Raw genomic sequence first — 17,933 nt, 5'->3', positions numbered from 1 at the left:
GGATTCGAACCCCCGACCGACGGCTTAGAAGGCCGTTGCTCTATCCAGCTGAGCTACTGGGACATAAAATTCAAGCGAATATTAATATATCACATGGGCAAAAAAGATTCAAGTCTTTTTTATATTATTTGATTGTTTTAGCCTTTATGCGACATAAGTTTGGAGTAGATGTGTGGTTTTTTTTGCCTTATAAAAGGGTATGCTAGAATACAGGTGAATATGTGGAAGACGAGAGGTTGGACTTCGGCCGCTGTTTCTCATATAATCTACAAATACTTTAGCTTGCGGAGGAGAGGGGGTGCCTTGAATAAAGGACTCCAAGGTGACGACAAAAGAAAATAATATTGTATTGTTTCCGAAGACATTGGATTACTATCAAATTCAACTCACTGTGATGCTTGAAAACGAGCGTTACGGAGAGGCGATGGCGATGCTGCGTTTTTTGATACAGTGTCAGGGACAGGAACAGAAGCAGTACGAAGAGTGGGAGGCCCTTTTACAATGGCTGGAGGCCGCATTTCCACAGTATGCCGACAGAGGGGCGGAAACGGACGCTACGGCAGATGATGAGATCAATGAAGCAGAGCTGGCCCGTCGACATGTACGCTTCAAGCAGGAGCAGGACGCAGGCTACGGCAACAAGCTGCTACATATGGCTATGGATGAACCGTTGTCGGAACAGACGATTTTAGCGCTGGAACAACTGTCTTATCTGGATCTGCCGGAAATCGACGATGCGCTGCTTAAGTGGATTAAGGAACGGGAAATCCACCCTCTGCTTCAATTCCGTGTTTTGCAGACACTACGGCGACGTGGAATGGAAGGGACGATCGAAATCAGCCGGGGAGATGAAAAGGCGGAGATCGAAATTGAGTCGATTCCGCTGCAGCCGGATGAATTTCCTGAGCCGATTATGCGTATTCTGGAGCGGGTGGCCGATCAGACTGAGGTACATGAGCCTACGCTGTTCTATTTTGCGCAGGAGCTATGGTCGCAGTATGTGATGGCAGTGTACGGCACGAAAGATTACAGGTCAATGCTGGTGGAGGAGGACGGGATGCCAGATATTTGGGCGGCAGCACTCCATCAGACGGTATCGGAGAGTCTGAGTGGCAACAAGGATGAGGAAGAAACCCGTGCTATATATGGCATTACCGATGCATTGCGCTTCCGTTTTGAACAGGTATACCGGTCGATGCGTCTATTCGTAGCGGCGGGAATGAGCACTCCATAACGGTCGGAAACGTTTACCTGTGAAGCATTCAAGGGGCTGCCCTTGAAAAAGATAGTAATGTTAGATATACTATAGTGGTTATTTTGTGTGCGTTGATCATATGAAAACTAAGTGAAGATTTTGTTGGAGGGGAAAGCATAAAATGAAAGCAACTTGGGAGAAAATAGAGAAGAACCTTGGGGTTCTTGAAGTTGAGGTTAACGCGGATCGTGTAGCCGCTGCACTCGACAAAGCTTTTAATAAAGTGGCTAAACAAGTAAGTGTACCAGGATTCCGTAAAGGTAAAGTACCACGTCCTATTTTTGAAAAACGTTATGGTATTGAAAGCTTGTATCAGGATGCAATTGACTTCCTGCTGCCAGAAGCCTACAGCCAAGCTGTAGAAAAAACGGATATTTTCCCGGTAGACAGCCCTGACGTTGAAATTGATCAATTCGCTAAAGGCGAATCCTTCAAATTCAAAGCCAAGGTTACTGTTAAACCTGAAGTGACTTTGGGTGATTACAAAGGCGTAGAAGTGCCTGTAAGCAAACTCGAAGTAACTGACGAAGAACTGGCTCAAGAGCTGGAGCGTTTGCAACAACGTCATGCTGAGCTGGTTGTCGTTGATGAAGATGCTGCACAATCCGGCGATACGGCTATTATCGACTTCGACGGTTCTGTTGATGGTGTACCATTCGAAGGCGGACAAGCTGAGAAGTATTCTCTGGAGCTGGGTTCCAATACGTTCATTCCTGGCTTTGAAGAGCAAGTGATCGGTTTGCACACAGGCGATTCCAAGGACGTTGAAGTAACGTTCCCTGAGAACTACCATTCTGCTGATCTCGCTGGCAAACAAGCAGTCTTCAAAGTGAAAGTTCATGAACTGAAACGCAAGGTTCTTCCTGAACTGGATGATGAATTTGCAAAAGATGTAAGTGAATTTGATACACTGGCTGAATTCAAGGAAGACTTGAAAAAGCAACTGCTGGAGCGTAAGGAAAACGAAGCTAAAGCTGCCCGTGAGGGTGCGGTAGTGGAGAAGGTTGCTGAGAACGCAACAATCGACATTCCTGAAGCGATGATCAAAAGTGAAGTGCAAAACATGGTTCGCGATTTCGACAACCGTCTGCGTAGCCAAGGCATGAATCTTGAGATGTTCCTCGGATTCTCCGGCCAAAGCCAGGAAGATCTGGAAGCGCAAATGAAGGTGGATGCTGAGAAGCGTGTACGCAACAACCTCGTGCTGGAGCAAGTGGCTAAAGCGGAAAACATCGAAGTTTCCGAAGCGGAAATTGATGAAGAACTGAAAAACATGGCTGAAGCTTACAAACGTTCGGTTGAAGAAATTCGCAGTATTCTGGAAGGTAACGGTTCGTTCGCAAACCTGAAAGAAGAAATTTCACTGCGCAAAACGATCGCTTTGTTGTTGGAAAACAGCAAAGAAGTCGAAGCGCCAGCTGAAGCTGCCGAGTAATTCAAACGATAGAATATATGGGGTATGCCGCACAGGCTGCAACCTAGCAATTAGATAGGGATAAGGCACGTAGTGAAAGTTACGTGCCTTATTTTTACCTTGGGTAATCCATATTTTAGTCGTTTATGGAAAGTGCTGTGAGTTGCACTTTATTGTTGTACATAAGTCACTGCTGTACATTTGCACATACATACGAAACATGGTTAAATATGAGAAGGTCTCAGCTAAGTACGTTGTATAACAGCTCGAACTCTATATATGAGCGGTTGAAAATATGACACGAGACTCTGAACATGTTAAAATATTTTGTAAGGTGTCCCCGTTTCATGCTTGCCGCTTTCGTTTTGAATGGGATTTAACGGAAGTGGATGAATACTGGTGTTCATTTTAATAAAGAAAAGAGGTTGGTCGTGATGAGTCTCGTCCCTATGGTTGTGGAACAAACGAATCGAGGAGAACGATCTTACGATATTTACTCGCGGTTGCTTAAGGATCGCATCATTTTCCTGAGTGGCCCGATTGATGACGATGTCGCCAATCTCGTCATTGCACAGCTATTATTCCTTTCTGCGGAAGATCCGGAGAAGGATATTAATTTGTACATTAACTCGCCGGGCGGTTCTGTAACTGCGGGCATGGGTATATATGATACAATGCAATTCATTAAGCCGGACGTATCGACGATCTGTGTAGGCATGGCTGCAAGTATGGGCTCTTTGCTGCTCACAGCAGGTGCGCCAGGCAAAAGATTTGCGCTTACCAACAGCGAAGTCATGATCCATCAGCCGTTGGGTGGCATTCAGGGGCAAGCCTCCGATATGCTGATCCATGCAGACTGGATTATCAAAACGCGTGCCAAGCTGAATCAAATCTATGTAGAGCGTACGGGTCAGCCCCTCGAAAAAATCGAACGTGATACTGACCGGGATTTCTTCATGGAAGCGGAAGAGGCAAAAGCATACGGTATCATTGACCAGGTGCTGTCTAGACCGATTAATCTGTAAAGGGGTGGCTCTATGTTTAAATTTAATGATGAAAAAGGACAACTGAAATGTTCCTTCTGCGGTAAATCTCAGGATCAGGTTCGCAAGCTAGTTGCTGGACCGGGCGTATATATATGTGACGAATGCATCGAGTTGTGCACAGAAATCGTGGAAGAGGAATTGGGTCATGAGGAAGAAGTAGATCTGAAAGACATTCCTAAACCAATGCAAATCCGTGACATTCTGGATCAATATGTAATTGGTCAGGATCAAGCGAAAAAATCGTTGTCCGTAGCGGTATATAACCATTACAAACGTATTAATACACAAAACAAAATTGATGATGTGGAACTGCAAAAAAGTAACATTTTGATGCTCGGACCTACAGGTTCAGGTAAAACGTTGCTTGCGCAAACCATGGCTAAAATTTTGAACGTTCCTTTTGCCATTGCAGATGCCACTTCCCTTACGGAAGCAGGTTATGTGGGCGAAGATGTTGAAAACATTTTGCTGAAATTGATTCAAGCTGCCGATTATGATGTTGAAAAAGCCGAACGCGGCATTATCTACATCGACGAAATTGATAAAGTAGCCCGCAAATCCGAAAACCCGTCCATTACGCGTGACGTATCGGGTGAAGGTGTGCAGCAGGCTTTGCTTAAAATTTTGGAAGGCACGGTTGCTTCAGTACCTCCACAAGGTGGTCGTAAGCATCCTCATCAAGAGTTCATTCAAATTGATACCACGAACATCCTGTTCATTTGCGGCGGTGCCTTTGACGGTCTGGAGCAAATGATCAAACGTCGTGTCGGTAAGAAAGTCATCGGCTTCAATGCGACTACAGATCAAAAGGATTTGAAACCGGGTGAATATACTTCTATGGTATTGCCTGAGGATCTTTTGAAATTCGGTCTGATTCCAGAGTTTGTAGGACGTTTGCCGGTTATTTCTACGCTGGAGCCGCTTGATGAGAACACATTGGTTCGTATTTTGTCTGAGCCGAAAAATGCGTTAGTCAAGCAGTACCAGAAGATGCTTGAACTGGATAATGTTACTTTGGAGTTTAAGCAAGATGCTCTGGAAGCCATTGCCCGTGAAGCCATCAAGCGTAACACAGGTGCCCGTGGTCTTCGTGCGATCATTGAAGGCATTATGCTGGATGTGATGTACGAGGTTCCTTCCCGTGATGATATCACGACTTGCGTCATCAATGAGCAGGTTGTAAAAGATAAAATCGCACCTGAACTTGGTGGTACAGATAAGGATAAAAAACAAGAAGAGAGCGCCTAAGGATTGATACTTCGCGATCTCTACAACACGAGAAGCCAGATCTCCACTTCACTAAACCCATATGAGGTTTTATGGGGTGGAGGTTTGGCGTTAATGGGAGAGAAAAGTACATGTTCTTAAGACAAGACACACGTCCCGTTAAAGTCGGGAATCTGACGATTGGCGGCAGCAATGAAGTCATCATCCAAAGCATGTGTACGACCAAAACAGCAGATGTGGAAGCTACCGTCGCTGAAATTCTCCGTTTGGAAGAGGCGGGTTGCCAACTTGTACGTGTCACCGTCAACAATGAGGAAGCTGCCGCAGCCATTAAGGAAATTAAAAAACAGATCCATATTCCGCTCGTAGCGGATATTCATTTTAATCACAAGCTGGCTCTGCTGGCGATTGAAAACGGAATTGACAAGGTTCGTATCAATCCTGGCAACATTGGTCGTCGTGAAAAAGTGGAAGCTGTCGTAAAGGCATGCAAGGAAAAGGGAATTCCGATTCGGATTGGTGTGAATGCCGGGTCATTGGAACAGCATTTGCTGGATAAGTACGGCTATCCTACGCCGGAAGCGATGGTAGAAAGCGCACTATTCCATATCGGTATACTGGAAGAGCTTGATTTTCACGATATTATCGTGTCGCTGAAAGCATCTGACGTGCCTATGGCGATAGCTGCTTATACGAAGGCAGCCGAGATTATTAAATATCCACTACATCTGGGTATTACCGAAGCGGGTACGCTCTTTACCGGAACCGTTAAGAGTGCAGCGGGGATGGGGGCTTTGTTGGCAGCAGGTATTGGTTCGACTATGCGTATTTCGCTGAGTGCCGATCCGGTGGAAGAAGTGAAGGTTGCGCGGGAACTGCTCAAAACCTTTGGGCTAATCACGAATGCAGCGACTTTGATTTCCTGTCCGACTTGTGGACGTCTGGATATTGATCTGTTCTCTATCGCCAACGAAGTCGAAGACTATATTGCAAAACTCAAGGTGCCAATTAAAGTGTCGGTACTGGGTTGCGCGGTGAATGGTCCGGGGGAAGCAAAGGAAGCTGATATCGGTATTGCCGGAGCACGCGGGGAAGGACTTCTGTTCCGTTATGGAAAAATGATCCGCAAAGTACCCGAGGCTGACATGGTTGAAGAATTGAAAAAAGAAATTGACATCATCGTCAAGGCGTATGAAGAGACGGGTAAAATTCCGGGTCGCGAGGAACGTCATACAGCCGAGAAGGTATAAGCCAAATCGGTTCTCATAAAGAGGCATAATCATATTCTATTGCCATCATGTAAACGCCGTGGAGGGCAGCTCTGCTACAGAACTGTTCTTCGCGGTGTTTTTGTATTTTCTCTCTGATCTTTTGGAAGACTGCCGTTTAGCTATTGGGGAAAAGGAAATACTGTTTTTCATAGACGGCATTTTAGCGGCATTTTCAAAATGCTGAGATGAGAAACGGAGGAAATACGATGGACTTTACTATGATTTTGTTGTTGGTGCAAATGTTTTTTGGGATTGTCATCGGTCTGTATTTCTGGAACCTTTTGCGGAGCCAAAAGACGAACCGCAGCGCAGTGGACCGTGAATCCCGCAAGGAACTGGATAAGCTGCGCAAACTGCGCTCCATTTCATTAACCAAACCGCTGGCTGAACGCACTCGTCCTGCCACATTACAGGATATTGTCGGTCAGAAGGATGGATTGCGTGCCCTCAAGGCAGCGTTATGCAGTGCGAATCCACAGCATGTTATTATTTATGGCCCACCGGGAGTCGGCAAGACGGCTGCTGCGCGTGTGGTGCTGGAAGAAGCTAAGAAAAACCTGTCTTCCCCGTTCAAGGGAGACGCCAAATTTACGGAGATTGATGCGACGACTGCCCGTTTTGACGAGCGGGGTATTGCAGATCCGTTGATTGGTTCGGTTCATGATCCGATTTATCAAGGTGCTGGAGCAATGGGAGTGGCGGGTATTCCACAGCCCAAGCCCGGAGCTGTAACGAAGGCGCATGGCGGTATGTTGTTCATTGATGAAATTGGCGAGCTGCATCCCACACAGATGAATAAGCTGTTGAAAGTATTGGAGGACCGAAAAGTATTTCTGGAGAGCGCGTACTACAACTCGGAGGATTCGAATACTCCTGCTTATATCCATGATATTTTCCAAAATGGTTTGCCTGCCGATTTCCGTTTGGTAGGTGCGACGACTCGTTCGCCGCATGAGTTGCCGCCTGCCATTCGTTCCCGATGCATGGAAATTTATTTCCGTGCTCTCCAGCCGCAGGAGATTGCTCGTATTGCTGAGGATGCCGTCCACAAGCTGGGCTTCGGTCCTTGTCCAGAGGCAGTTGAAGTCGTACAGCGCTACGCCACAAATGGCCGGGAGGCCGTCAATATGATTCAGCTTGCCGCTGGATTGGCACTTACGGAGAAACGGGAACGTCTAAACGCCTCGGATGTGGAGTGGGTAGCGGGCAGCAGCCAAATTCAACCGCGTCCTGACCGGAAAGTACCGGGTCTGCCGCAAATCGGATTTGTTAACGGTTTGGCCGTATATGGCCCGAATATGGGCATGCTGCTGGAAATTGAGGTTACAGCAGTTCCGGTTCCTGCGGGAAAGGGAACCTATAATATTACGGGTGTGGTCGATGAGGAAGAGATTGGCGGCGGCTCCCGCACGCTGCGGCGTAAAAGTATGGCCAAAGGCTCTGTAGAAAATGTATTGACCGTTTTGCGTACGCTCGGATTGTCCCCGTCAAATTACGATTTGCATATTAATTTTCCTGGGGGAACACCAGTAGATGGCCCGTCGGCAGGTATAGCAATGGCAACGGCTATTGCATCCGCAATGCGGGGGATTCCGGTGGATCACGAAATTGCGATGACCGGAGAGGTCAGCATTCACGGTCGTGTCAAACCGATTGGCGGCGTATTAGCGAAGGTTGAGGCTGCTTTTCAGGCAGGAGCTAAAAAGGTGATCATTCCTCAGGACAACTGGCAGTCTCTTTTTGACAGTATTGAAGGCTTGAAAGTCATTCCGGTGCAGTCGGTTACGGAAGTATTCCGCCACGTATTTGGAGAGGAATTGACGTCAGATTTACCTGTGCACGCGCCAATTGATACTTTTCGCCCATCCCAATCTTCCCTGTTGCAGGCCGATGGGACGCATAACGGGACGATATCGGACACAGGATCTTGCTAATGAACTACCCTTTCATTGGTTTTTTCATAAAACATTTGATAAAATATGAAAGATAACAACGTGAAGGATTGTAAAATCCGGAACCTGAGAATCACTGGAGGTGCGAAAGCGATGGGACCCAACAAGACAAAAGGTCGTCGTTTTCCTTTGCTGCCTTTAAGAGGACTTCTCGTCTACCCGAGCATGGTTCTGCATCTCGATGTGGGCCGGGAAAAATCGGTCAAGGCTTTGGAAAAAGCGATGGTTGAAGATAATTTGATTCTCCTGTGTTCTCAATCAGAAGTAAATATTGAAGAACCCGCACAAGAGGATATTTTTCGAGTCGGCACGGTAGCCAAAGTGCGCCAGATGCTCAAGCTTCCCAACGGAACGATTCGGGTGCTGGTGGAAGGGCTGGAACGTGCCGAGATTATTCAATATACGGACAATGAGGAATACTACGAGGTACTGGCAAAGGAGCTGCATGAGGCAGAAAACGTGCATCCAGAGACGGATGCGCTCATGCGCACGGTTCTGACCCAGTTCGAGCATTATATCAACTTGTCCAAAAAGGTAACCCCCGAAACTCTCGCTGCGGTATCCGACATTGAGGAGCCCGGACGGCTGGCTGACGTGATTACAAGCCATCTAACGCTCAAAATAAAGGAGAAGCAGGATATACTGGAGACGATCGACGTAACTCAGCGTCTGGAGAAGCTTCTGGATATTTTGAATAACGAGCGTGAGGTACTGGAGCTGGAACGTAAAATTAACCAGCGCGTGAAGAAACAGATGGAGAAAACGCAGAAGGAGTATTACCTGCGTGAGCAAATGAAGGCGATCCAGAAGGAGCTTGGCGAGAAGGAAGGTCGCGCGGGAGAAGTAGAAGAACTGCGCAATCAGCTAAGTGAACTGGAGCTGCCCGCTCCTGTGAAGGAGAAGGTTGAAAAGGAAATCGACCGTCTGGAGAAAATGCCTGCAAGCTCTGCCGAGGGCGGGGTTATCCGTAATTATGTCGATTGGCTGTTAAGCTTGCCATGGAACAAGTTTACAGATGATGATCTGGATATCGTTAAGGCTGAAGAGATACTGAATGATGACCACTATGGACTGGATAAGCCGAAGGAGCGGGTGCTGGAGTATCTGGCTGTACGCAAACTGGTGAAGACCATTAAGGGGCCGATTCTGTGTCTCGTAGGGCCACCTGGGGTCGGCAAGACCTCGTTGGCTCGTTCCATCGCCAAGTCTATGGGGAGGGAATTTGTCCGCATCTCGCTTGGGGGAGTGCGGGATGAAGCAGAAATTCGTGGTCATCGCCGCACTTATGTGGGCGCGATGCCAGGGCGTATCATTCAGGGGATGAAGACGGCAGGAACGTCTAATCCAGTCTTTTTGCTGGATGAGATTGATAAAATGGCTTCTGATTTTCGAGGTGACCCTTCGGCGGCGTTGCTGGAGGTGCTTGATCCTGAACAGAACAATACGTTCAGTGACCATTTTGTCGAGCTGCCCTTCGATTTGTCCAATGTGATGTTCGTGACGACAGCCAATGCTGCTCACAACATTCCGCGTCCGCTGATGGACCGGATGGAGACATTGTACATTCCGGGTTACACCGAGCTGGAAAAGCTCGAAATCGCTAATCGTTATCTACTGCCCAAACAGAAGAGAGAGCATGGTTTGGAAAAGGAGCAGCTGGACATTGGGGAGGATACGCTGCTGCGTGTCATCCGCGAATATACCCGTGAATCCGGCGTGCGGAATCTCGAACAGCAAATGGCTTCTCTGTGCCGCAAGGCTGCGAAGTCAGTGGTATCCGGCGGAGAAGGCCCGATTCGAATTACACCGGATAATCTGAAAGATTATTTAGGCGTCGCCAAATTCCGTTACGGTGTAGCGGAGCTGGAAGACCAGATTGGTACGGTTACAGGCTTGGCGTGGACAGAGGTTGGCGGTGAAACGCTGATGATTGAAGTGACGGTCGTGCCCGGCAGCGGTAAGCTGATTCTTACAGGTAAGCTGGGAGACGTTATGAAAGAATCCGCGCAGGCAGCATTTAGCTACACTCGCTCCAAAGCGGTTGAGTTGGGCATTGCTATGGACTTTTATGAGAAAAATGATATTCATATCCACATTCCGGAGGGAGCGATTCCGAAGGATGGGCCATCGGCGGGGATTACCATTGCTACAGCGTTGATTTCAGCGCTGACCAACCGTCATGTATCCAAGGATGTGGCTATGACGGGTGAAATTACCCTGCGCGGCCGCGTATTGCCTATTGGCGGATTGAAAGAGAAGTCGCTGGCAGCCCACCGGGCAGGCTACAAAAAAATTCTGCTTCCCAAGGATAATGAACGGGATCTAAAAGATATTCCCGACAGTATTAGGCAGGATGTTGAATTTGTTCCCGTTGCCCATATGGATCAGGTGCTGGAGCATGCTTTGGTTGAGCAGGCGAGGGTACATTAGAGAGGAATTAAGGACACAATGAAAGTAACAAAAGCAGAATTTATTATTAGCGCGGTTGGCCCCGATCAGTTCCCTGTGGACGCTTTGCCGGAGATTGCTCTGGCGGGGCGTTCCAATGTAGGGAAGTCGTCACTGATTAATCGTTTGATTAGCCGTAAAAACTTGGCGCGCACCAGTTCTACGCCAGGGAAAACACAGCAGCTCAATTATTACCGGATTAATGATGATCTCTATTTCGTCGATTTTCCGGGTTACGGTTACGCAAAGGTATCCAAAACGTCCCGTAAAGCCTGGGGACAAATGATTGAGTCGTATTTGCTGGAACGGGAGCCGCTCAAGCTGGTGCTTCAAATGGTCGATTTGCGTCATCCGCCATCCAAGGATGATATCATGATGCACGACTGGCTGCGCCATCACGGGCTTCCGGTATGCGTTGTGGGCACGAAGGCAGATAAAATCCCTAAAACACGGCGGGAAAAGCATTATAAAGTAATCAAGCAGGAACTCGGAATACTTCCCGGGGGTTTGTTTATCCCCTTTTCATCCGAAGAAGGCATGGGTAAGGACGAGCTATGGTCGGTCATCTCCAGCTATATAGAGAACGACGAAGACGAGGAACAACCGGAAATCTAAGAAGAAGGACGTTCGTGGAAGGCGTCTATCGGAAAAGAAATATGCGAAGAATAACCATGGATTTATTCCATGGTTATTTGTTTTAAGACTGGTTCAAACTATATCAAACGATAGAGAACATTTTGGATGTTGGAGTTTGCCATCCAATTTTCATAAACAATTCATAAAACAGCCGGAGGACATTCGGACTTCTGTGATATAATTAACATAGTTTATGATAACAGTGGTTATTCTTATTACAGTTTAGGCAGGTGAACTTGCAATGCACATCGTCGTTGTTGGGTTGAATTATCGTACGGCGCCTGTGGAAGTCAGAGAGCGTTTTACATTTGCGGAACAAGATTTACCAAAAGCGCTGGAACAACTCAAACTCACCAAAAGTGTGTTGGAGGGCGTAATTGTCGCAACCTGCAATCGGACTGAAATATATGTCGTGGTGGACCGCCTTCACATGTGCGGTTATTTTATACGTAGTTTCATGGAGCAATGGTTCGGTATTCCTCGCGATCAATTTACACAGCATCTATATATATATGAGGACGAGCAGGCCATCCGGCATTTGTTTCGTGTGACTTGTGGCCTGGATTCTATGGTGATCGGAGAAACACAAATTTTGGGACAGGTGAAGAACGCTTTTCTTCAGGCTCAATCCCAGAAAATTACGGCAACGTGGTTTAATATGCTGTTTAAGCAGGCCGTCACATTGGGCAAGCGTGCCCATTCGGAGACGTCCATTGGAGAAAGCGCCGTATCCGTCAGCTATGCAGCAGTGGAGCTTGGCAAACGGATTTTCGGGATGTTTACCGATAAGAAGGTGCTGATTCTCGGTGCGGGTAAAATGAGCGAGCTTACCGTTAAGCATTTGTACAGCGGGGGAGCAGCAGAGGTCATTGTGGCGAACCGGACTTTATCCAGAGCGGAAGATTTGGCTTCCAAGTTTCACGGAACGCCGGTCACGATGGAGGAAGGCATGAATCGGTTGGCGGATGTGGACATTATCATTAGCTCGACAGGTGCACAAGGATATATTTTGGATCGGGAGCGGGTTGAAGCCAGTATGAAACGACGTCGTTCCCGGCCTTTGTTTATGATTGACATCGCGGTTCCGCGTGATTTGGACCCGGCTATTGGCGAATTGCAGAATGTTTTTCTTTACGATATTGATGATCTGGAAGGTATCGTAGAGAGCAATTTGGAAATGCGTCGTACCGAGGCTGCCAAAATTGAGCATATGATCGAAGGAGAACTTGGCGATTTTTACCAATGGTTAAAAACGATGGGAGTGCGTCCGGTGATTCGTGCTTTACAGGAAAAAGCAGAGTCTGTGCATCAGGATACGCTCGAAAGCTTGTTCAACAAGCTTCCCGAGCTGGATGAACGACAACGCAAAGTGATTAGCCGTTTGACGAAAAGCATGCTGAACCAGATGATGCATGATCCGATCAATACGGTGAAGGAACTGGCTGTCCAAAAGCAGGGGAATGAGGCGCTTGAACTCTTTAGCCACATTTTTGCTCTGGAGGATCGTTTGGAGGACGCCGCTCAGAAAGTAGATAAAAGCGATGCATCCGCGTTAATGAAACCGGAGGTCGGTATTCATGAAAAATCCGGTCAGGCCCAAGCCTCGCCAGCGTCGTTTGCGCCGGCTGGCCTGTAAAGGCGGTGGATGGACGTGGCCTTAAGCACGCTTATATATGATTCGATGATTTATGTTTTTGCCCTGAGCCTTCTGTTTGTATTCTCGGATGGCATTCGCCGTAATGCGAGTGCCAAACGGACAGGTACAGGGCTTCTTGCTGTCGTTCTTGGTCTCCAGCTTATATATATGGGAATGAGAACTTGGAACGAAGGACATCTTCCTATTTTCGTGACCTACGATTTTTTATTCCTGTTTTCATTTATTTTGGTCGTGATTTCTTTAATACTGTCACGCTATCAGCGGTCGGAATTTGCGGTATTGCTGCTTAACATTATTAGTTTTGCAGTTCTTGTGCTCAATAATATATGGATGGAGCCCACCAACAATCCGCTTGGAAGTTGGCATACGGTGCATGGGCTGCTTCTCATCCATATCGCTTTGGCCAATCTTGGCTTTGTAGCCATGACGGTAGCGGCTGTATTTTCGGGGCTTTATCTGTTTTTGCATCGTAAATTGAAAGTCAAGAAATGGAATGATACGATCCGGCGTCTGCCGAGTCTAGAAATGATGGATCGGTATACTCACATGGCGCTGTTGATCGGTACTCCTTTGCTTGCGGTCTCTATTGTAGTTGCCGTCATTTCTATTATTGCTGAAGAACGCTGGCGTTTGTTGCTGGATACCAAAGTATTGATGACAGCGATAGCCCTATGCGTGTATATTGTATTTTTAGTGAGCAAAAGGTTCAATCAGAAGTCGGGCCTCGTAATGGCGAAGTGGGCATTAGTGGGCTACACGCTATTGATTCTTAACTTTTTGCTTAATTCCTGGTCTGTATTTCATCAGTGGACGGGAGAGTGAGTGGTCGTTTGCAGTATTTTGTGCCGATTTTGCTGAATTGTAAAAATAAGATCTGTTGTATTGTAGGCGGTGGAAGGATAGCGGAACGCAAGGTAAAGGGACTGATGAAAAGCGGGGCGCTCATTACCGTCATCAGTCCGAATATAACGCCGGATTTACAGGTTCTGGCCGATCATAAGCAGCTCCACTGGGTAAATCGCGTATACCGCGAGGGTGACCTCCAGGGAGCCTTTCTTGTATATGCGGCGACAGACCAGAGAGATGTGAACGATGCGGTTGCGCATGAGGCCAGACAAAGGGGTATACTGGTAAATGTGGCGGATCGTTTGGAAGAGGCGGACTTTATAACGCCGGGTATCATCCGGCGGGGCAGGCTAACCATCAGCGTATCCACCGCAGGTGCGGGGCCGGCTGTTACGTCCGAAATTACATCGGCTCTGGATACGCTGTTTGGCAATGAATACGAACCGTATCTGGATTTCATGTATGATATGCGGCAAGCGATTAAACGTATCGTATCCTCCCCGCAGCAAAGGGCGAAACTGCTGAGACGTTTGGCGAGCAGCGGAATTTTGGAGCAAATACGACGTCAGGAATTTACTGCATGGACTCAGAAAGAGATGGACAGATGGATTGCGCAAAATCAGGAGGAATAGCATGCGAACAATTGTGGTAGGTAGCAGACAGAGCGCGCTTGCGCTAACTCAGACCGGGCATGTCATAGAGGATTTGAACGCATTGTGCGCGGAGCATGGGCTGGATATGCAGTTTGTCGTAAAAAAAATATTGACCAAGGGCGACCGGATTTTGGATGTAACGTTGTCCAAGGTGGGTGGCAAAGGGCTATTTGTCAAAGAAATTGAACAGGCCATGCTCGCTGGTGAAATTGATATGGCAGTACATAGCATGAAGGATATGCCGTCAGAATTGCCTGAAGGGCTAGTGAACGGCGCGGTGCCGCGTCGGGAGGACCCGCGGGATTGTCTCGTTACCCTGGGATCCAAGAGCCTGGAGGACCTGCCACAAGGGGCAAAGGTCGGCACAAGCAGCCTGCGCAGAGCCAGCCAAATCAAGTCCTTACGACCAGATCTTCAATTGGAGCCTGTGCGAGGTAATATTGATTCCCGCCTGAAAAAACTGGAGACTGAAGGCTTTGATGCCATTATTTTAGCTGCGGCAGGTTTGCACCGGATGGGCTGGAAAGACCGGATCACGTCCTATATACCGGAGGAAGCCTGCTTGCCAGCAGTCGGTCAAGGAGCGCTCGGCATTGAGTGCCGCGCAGACGATGAAGAGCTGCTGGCATTGCTGCGCCTGTATAACGACCGGGATACCTCCGCTACGGTGGCGGCAGAACGTACCTTCCTTGGAGTTCTGAATGGGGGATGCCAGGTGCCAATCGGGGCTCACGCAATCTGGGCTGACCAGGAAATCCGCCTCACGGGCATGGTAGGCTCGCCGGATGGCGGGGTTATTTTGAAGGAAACGCTCCAGGGAAATGATCCGCAAAAGCTGGGAGAAGCAGTGGCGGCGAGCTTGATCGCCAAAGGAGCGGAACAAATTCTGGCGCAGGTGAGGGGATAATGAAATGGCAGGAAAGGTATATTTAGTAGGCGCAGGACCCGGAGACGCAAGACTGATTACGGTCAAGGGCTGGGAATGTATTCAGTTGGGTGATGTTATTGTCTATGACAGACTGGCAAGCCCTCGTCTTTTGGGCTTGATGAAGCCAGGTGCTCAGAAAATATACGTCGGCAAGCTACCGGATCGTCATACCATGAAGCAAGAGGAAATCAATCAGCTACTGGTGGATCTGGCTTTGGAAGGAAAAACGGTCGTCCGGCTCAAAGGCGGAGATCCCACGATTTTTGGACGGGTCGGGGAAGAAGCCGGACTGCTGCGCAAGCATGGTATTTCCTATGAGATCGTGCCCGGCATTACATCAGCGATCAGTGTACCTGCCTATGCGGGCATTCCGGTCACACACCGGGATATGGCCTCATCGCTGTCTATCATTACGGGGCATGAAAGTCCGGACAAGCTCGACAAGAGTATTCATTGGGATAAAGTAACGAATGCAACGGGCACACTGATCTTTATGATGGGTGTGGCGAAGATCGGCTATATTAGTGAACAACTGATGAAGCATGGCAAGCCGCCTAGTACGCCCGTTGCGTTGATCCGTTGGGGAACGCGTGCGGAGCAGGATACACTGGTGGGTACGCTGGCAGATATTGAGGCCAAGGTGAAAGCCGCGAATTTTCAGCCTCCTGCCGTCATTGTCGTCGGAGAAGTGGTTAATCAGCGTGAACAGTTAAAATGGGCTGAGGAAATGCCGTTGTTCGGCAAGCGGATTTTGGTTACACGTGCGCGCGCACAGGCCAGCAGTCTGGTTCATCGGATTGAGGAGCTTGGCGGAGAGCCTTATGAATTTCCCGTCATCCAGACGGTTGTCCCTTCGGATGAGCCAACGAAACGGCAAATTACTGAGGCGTTTGCACGATTGCCTGAATACGACTGGGTGTTTTTTACCAGTGTTAACGGAGTGGAATACTTTTTCACTCATCTGAAGGAACAAGGCAAGGATGTTCGTTCGCTATTTAAGGCGCGTATTGCCGCAGTCGGACCGGCTACAGCGGCGGCACTTCGCACGCACGGAATTGAAGCGGAGCAGATCGAAGGTCCTTTTCAGGCAGAGGGCTTGCTCGAAGCGTTTGAGCAGGATTTGCAGGCAGGGCAGAGTGTATTTCTGCCAAGAGGGGATCTTGCCCGGTCATGGCTGCCAGAGAAGCTTAGAGAGCTGGGACTTGAGGTGACAGAGGCTGATTTGTATCAAACCGTGCTGGCGGCAAACGCACAGGATGATGAGCTGCTCAAGCTGCTTGAGGAACGTGCCATCCATGCGATTACTTTTACCAGCTCCTCAACAGTCACCTTTTTTCTGGAAGCACTCAGGAAGATGGGAGTCGAAGATCCGCTATCGCTACTGGAGGGGGTGACGATCGCTGTGATTGGCCCTCTCACCGGAGAAACAGCGACCCAAGCGGGCCTGACCGTCAGCTTCATGGCAGAAAAGGCAACCATTGAAAGCTTGATCCAATCGCTATGTGACTGGAAACAATCGAATGCTGTGACATCATAATTTTATTTTTCCAAATGAATGTATAAAAACTGGAGGTTTGCAATCATGAGTGTTCCTTTTACCCGTCATCGCCGTTTGCGCCAATCCGCTGCTATCCGCAGTATGGTGCGTGAGACGGTATTGAATCCCGCTGATTTTATCCAGCCGATCTATGTAACATTCGGTACAGGAGTGAAGCAGGAAATTAGCTCCATGCCCGGTGTGTACCGATTTTCTCTGGATCAACTGGAAGAAGAATTGAAAGAAATTAGTGAGCTTGGCATTCCTGCCGTGCTCCTGTTTGGCATTCCGGAGACGAAGGATAGCCTGGGCACTTCGGCTTTTGTTGACGATGGTATTGTTCAGGAAGCTACACGCCTGATCAAATCGCGTTATCCCGAGCTGCTGGTTGTGGCTGATACTTGTTTGTGCGAGTTTACGGATCATGGGCACTGCGGCATGGTCCACATGCATGAGCATGATGGTGAGGTATGTGGTGAAGTGCTGAATGACGAATCGCTGGAGGTGCTGGTACGTACAGCCGTTTCCCAAGCCAGAGCCGGCGCTGATATTATCGCACCATCCAATATGATGGACGGCTTTGTGCAGGCGATTCGACAAGGACTGGATCAGGAAGGCTTCTCACATATTCCGATTATGTCGTATTCCGTCAAATATGCGTCTGCTTTTTATGGTCCTTTCCGGGAAGCGGCAAATTCTGCACCGCAATTCGGGGACCGCAAGTCCTATCAGATGGACCCTGCTAATGCACGTGAAGCATTGCGAGAAGCAGAATCCGACGTGCTGGAAGGTGCGGACATGCTGATGGTGAAGCCGTCCCTTTCGTACCTGGACGTAATGCGCACGATTAAGGATCAATTTGATCTGCCAATGGTGGCTTACAACGTCAGCGGTGAATACGCGATGGTCAAGGCGGCAGCCCTTCAAGGTTGGATTGATGAAAAAGCGATGGTGCTGGAGATTTTGACAAGCATGAAGCGTGCGGGTGCGGACATGATTATTACCTATTCCGCCAAGGATGCGGCAAGATGGTTAAAGCAATAAGTGTATTTTTCAGATGACA

General features: G+C 48.4%; 14 protein-coding genes. All 14 read left to right on the top strand.

Features of this window, described 5'->3' with window-relative positions; all coding sequences use genetic code 11:
- Positions 1–322: 322 nt before the first annotated feature.
- The 14 genes from C1I60_RS00215 (at position 323) to hemB (ending at position 17,914) form a co-directional block, all read left to right on the top strand.
- Positions 323–1,234 carry a hypothetical protein gene (locus C1I60_RS00215; RefSeq protein WP_170970713.1) on the top strand — a complete coding sequence of 304 codons (912 nt, stop codon included), beginning with the start codon at positions 323–325 and terminating at the stop codon, positions 1,232–1,234.
- Positions 1,235–1,376: 142 nt separating this feature from the next.
- On the top strand, positions 1,377–2,690 hold the full coding sequence (gene tig / locus C1I60_RS00210) for a trigger factor (RefSeq protein ID WP_137059968.1): 1,314 nt from the start codon (positions 1,377–1,379) through the stop codon (positions 2,688–2,690).
- A 413-nt stretch (positions 2,691–3,103) separates the two neighbouring features.
- The gene (gene clpP / locus C1I60_RS00205) at positions 3,104–3,694 is read left to right on the top strand and encodes an ATP-dependent Clp endopeptidase proteolytic subunit ClpP (RefSeq protein ID WP_137059967.1); all 591 of its coding nucleotides are present in this window, start codon (positions 3,104–3,106) and stop codon (positions 3,692–3,694) included.
- 12 nt (positions 3,695–3,706) lie between these two features.
- Positions 3,707–4,963 (top strand): ATP-dependent protease ATP-binding subunit ClpX, encoded by a 1,257-nt coding sequence (gene clpX, locus C1I60_RS00200; protein ID WP_025684004.1) that lies wholly within the window; start codon positions 3,707–3,709, stop codon positions 4,961–4,963.
- A gap of 110 nt (positions 4,964–5,073) precedes the next feature.
- Positions 5,074–6,192 (top strand): flavodoxin-dependent (E)-4-hydroxy-3-methylbut-2-enyl-diphosphate synthase, encoded by a 1,119-nt coding sequence (gene ispG / locus C1I60_RS00195; protein WP_137059966.1) that lies wholly within the window; start codon positions 5,074–5,076, stop codon positions 6,190–6,192.
- A gap of 227 nt (positions 6,193–6,419) precedes the next feature.
- Positions 6,420–8,147, top strand: coding sequence for an ATP-dependent protease LonB (lonB, locus tag C1I60_RS00190; protein ID WP_137059965.1), 1,728 nt, complete (start codon positions 6,420–6,422; stop codon positions 8,145–8,147).
- Positions 8,148–8,258: 111 nt separating this feature from the next.
- Positions 8,259–10,595, top strand: coding sequence for an endopeptidase La (lon, locus tag C1I60_RS00185; RefSeq protein WP_137059964.1), 2,337 nt, complete (start codon positions 8,259–8,261; stop codon positions 10,593–10,595).
- An 18-nt stretch (positions 10,596–10,613) separates the two neighbouring features.
- Positions 10,614–11,228, top strand: coding sequence for a ribosome biogenesis GTP-binding protein YihA/YsxC (gene yihA, locus C1I60_RS00180; RefSeq protein ID WP_014277608.1), 615 nt, complete (start codon positions 10,614–10,616; stop codon positions 11,226–11,228).
- Between the two features lie 262 nt (positions 11,229–11,490).
- Positions 11,491–12,885, top strand: a complete 1,395-nt coding sequence (gene hemA / locus C1I60_RS00175) for a glutamyl-tRNA reductase (protein WP_137059963.1) — start codon at positions 11,491–11,493, stop codon at positions 12,883–12,885.
- A 15-nt stretch (positions 12,886–12,900) separates the two neighbouring features.
- Positions 12,901–13,728, top strand: a complete 828-nt coding sequence (gene ccsA, locus C1I60_RS00170) for a cytochrome c biogenesis protein CcsA (protein ID WP_137059962.1) — start codon at positions 12,901–12,903, stop codon at positions 13,726–13,728.
- Positions 13,729–13,736: 8 nt separating this feature from the next.
- Entirely contained in the window at positions 13,737–14,384 is a 648-nt protein-coding gene (locus C1I60_RS00165) for a precorrin-2 dehydrogenase/sirohydrochlorin ferrochelatase family protein (protein ID WP_137060210.1), read from the top strand.
- Position 14,385: 1 nt separating this feature from the next.
- A complete protein-coding gene (gene hemC, locus C1I60_RS00160; protein ID WP_137059961.1) occupies positions 14,386–15,312 on the top strand; it encodes a hydroxymethylbilane synthase in 927 nt (308 codons plus the stop codon).
- A 4-nt stretch (positions 15,313–15,316) separates the two neighbouring features.
- Entirely contained in the window at positions 15,317–16,870 is a 1,554-nt protein-coding gene (gene cobA, locus C1I60_RS00155; protein ID WP_137059960.1) for a uroporphyrinogen-III C-methyltransferase, read from the top strand.
- Between the two features lie 45 nt (positions 16,871–16,915).
- Positions 16,916–17,914, top strand: a complete 999-nt coding sequence (gene hemB, locus C1I60_RS00150) for a porphobilinogen synthase (RefSeq protein WP_137059959.1) — start codon at positions 16,916–16,918, stop codon at positions 17,912–17,914.
- Positions 17,915–17,933 lie beyond the last annotated feature (19 nt).

This window comes from Paenibacillus terrae (assembly GCF_005217525.1).
GTDB classification, from domain to species: Bacteria; Bacillota; Bacilli; order Paenibacillales; family Paenibacillaceae; genus Paenibacillus; species Paenibacillus terrae_C.
This window is presented reverse-complemented; position numbering and strand designations above follow the sequence as displayed.

What these genes read in the sequence shown, in the direction of transcription:
- tig (WP_137059968.1), top strand. Translation starts at nt 1,377, where the DNA reads ATGAAAGCAACTTGGGAGAAAATAGAGAAGAACCTTGGGGTTCTTGAA.
- clpP (WP_137059967.1), top strand. Translation starts at nt 3,104, where the DNA reads ATGAGTCTCGTCCCTATGGTTGTGGAACAAACGAATCGAGGAGAACGA.
- clpX (WP_025684004.1), top strand. Translation starts at nt 3,707, where the DNA reads ATGTTTAAATTTAATGATGAAAAAGGACAACTGAAATGTTCCTTCTGC.
- ispG (WP_137059966.1), top strand. Translation starts at nt 5,074, where the DNA reads ATGTTCTTAAGACAAGACACACGTCCCGTTAAAGTCGGGAATCTGACG.
- lonB (WP_137059965.1), top strand. Translation starts at nt 6,420, where the DNA reads ATGGACTTTACTATGATTTTGTTGTTGGTGCAAATGTTTTTTGGGATT.
- lon (WP_137059964.1), top strand. Translation starts at nt 8,259, where the DNA reads ATGGGACCCAACAAGACAAAAGGTCGTCGTTTTCCTTTGCTGCCTTTA.
- yihA (WP_014277608.1), top strand. Translation starts at nt 10,614, where the DNA reads ATGAAAGTAACAAAAGCAGAATTTATTATTAGCGCGGTTGGCCCCGAT.
- hemA (WP_137059963.1), top strand. Translation starts at nt 11,491, where the DNA reads ATGCACATCGTCGTTGTTGGGTTGAATTATCGTACGGCGCCTGTGGAA.
- hemC (WP_137059961.1), top strand. Translation starts at nt 14,386, where the DNA reads ATGCGAACAATTGTGGTAGGTAGCAGACAGAGCGCGCTTGCGCTAACT.
- cobA (WP_137059960.1), top strand. Translation starts at nt 15,317, where the DNA reads ATGGCAGGAAAGGTATATTTAGTAGGCGCAGGACCCGGAGACGCAAGA.
- hemB (WP_137059959.1), top strand. Translation starts at nt 16,916, where the DNA reads ATGAGTGTTCCTTTTACCCGTCATCGCCGTTTGCGCCAATCCGCTGCT.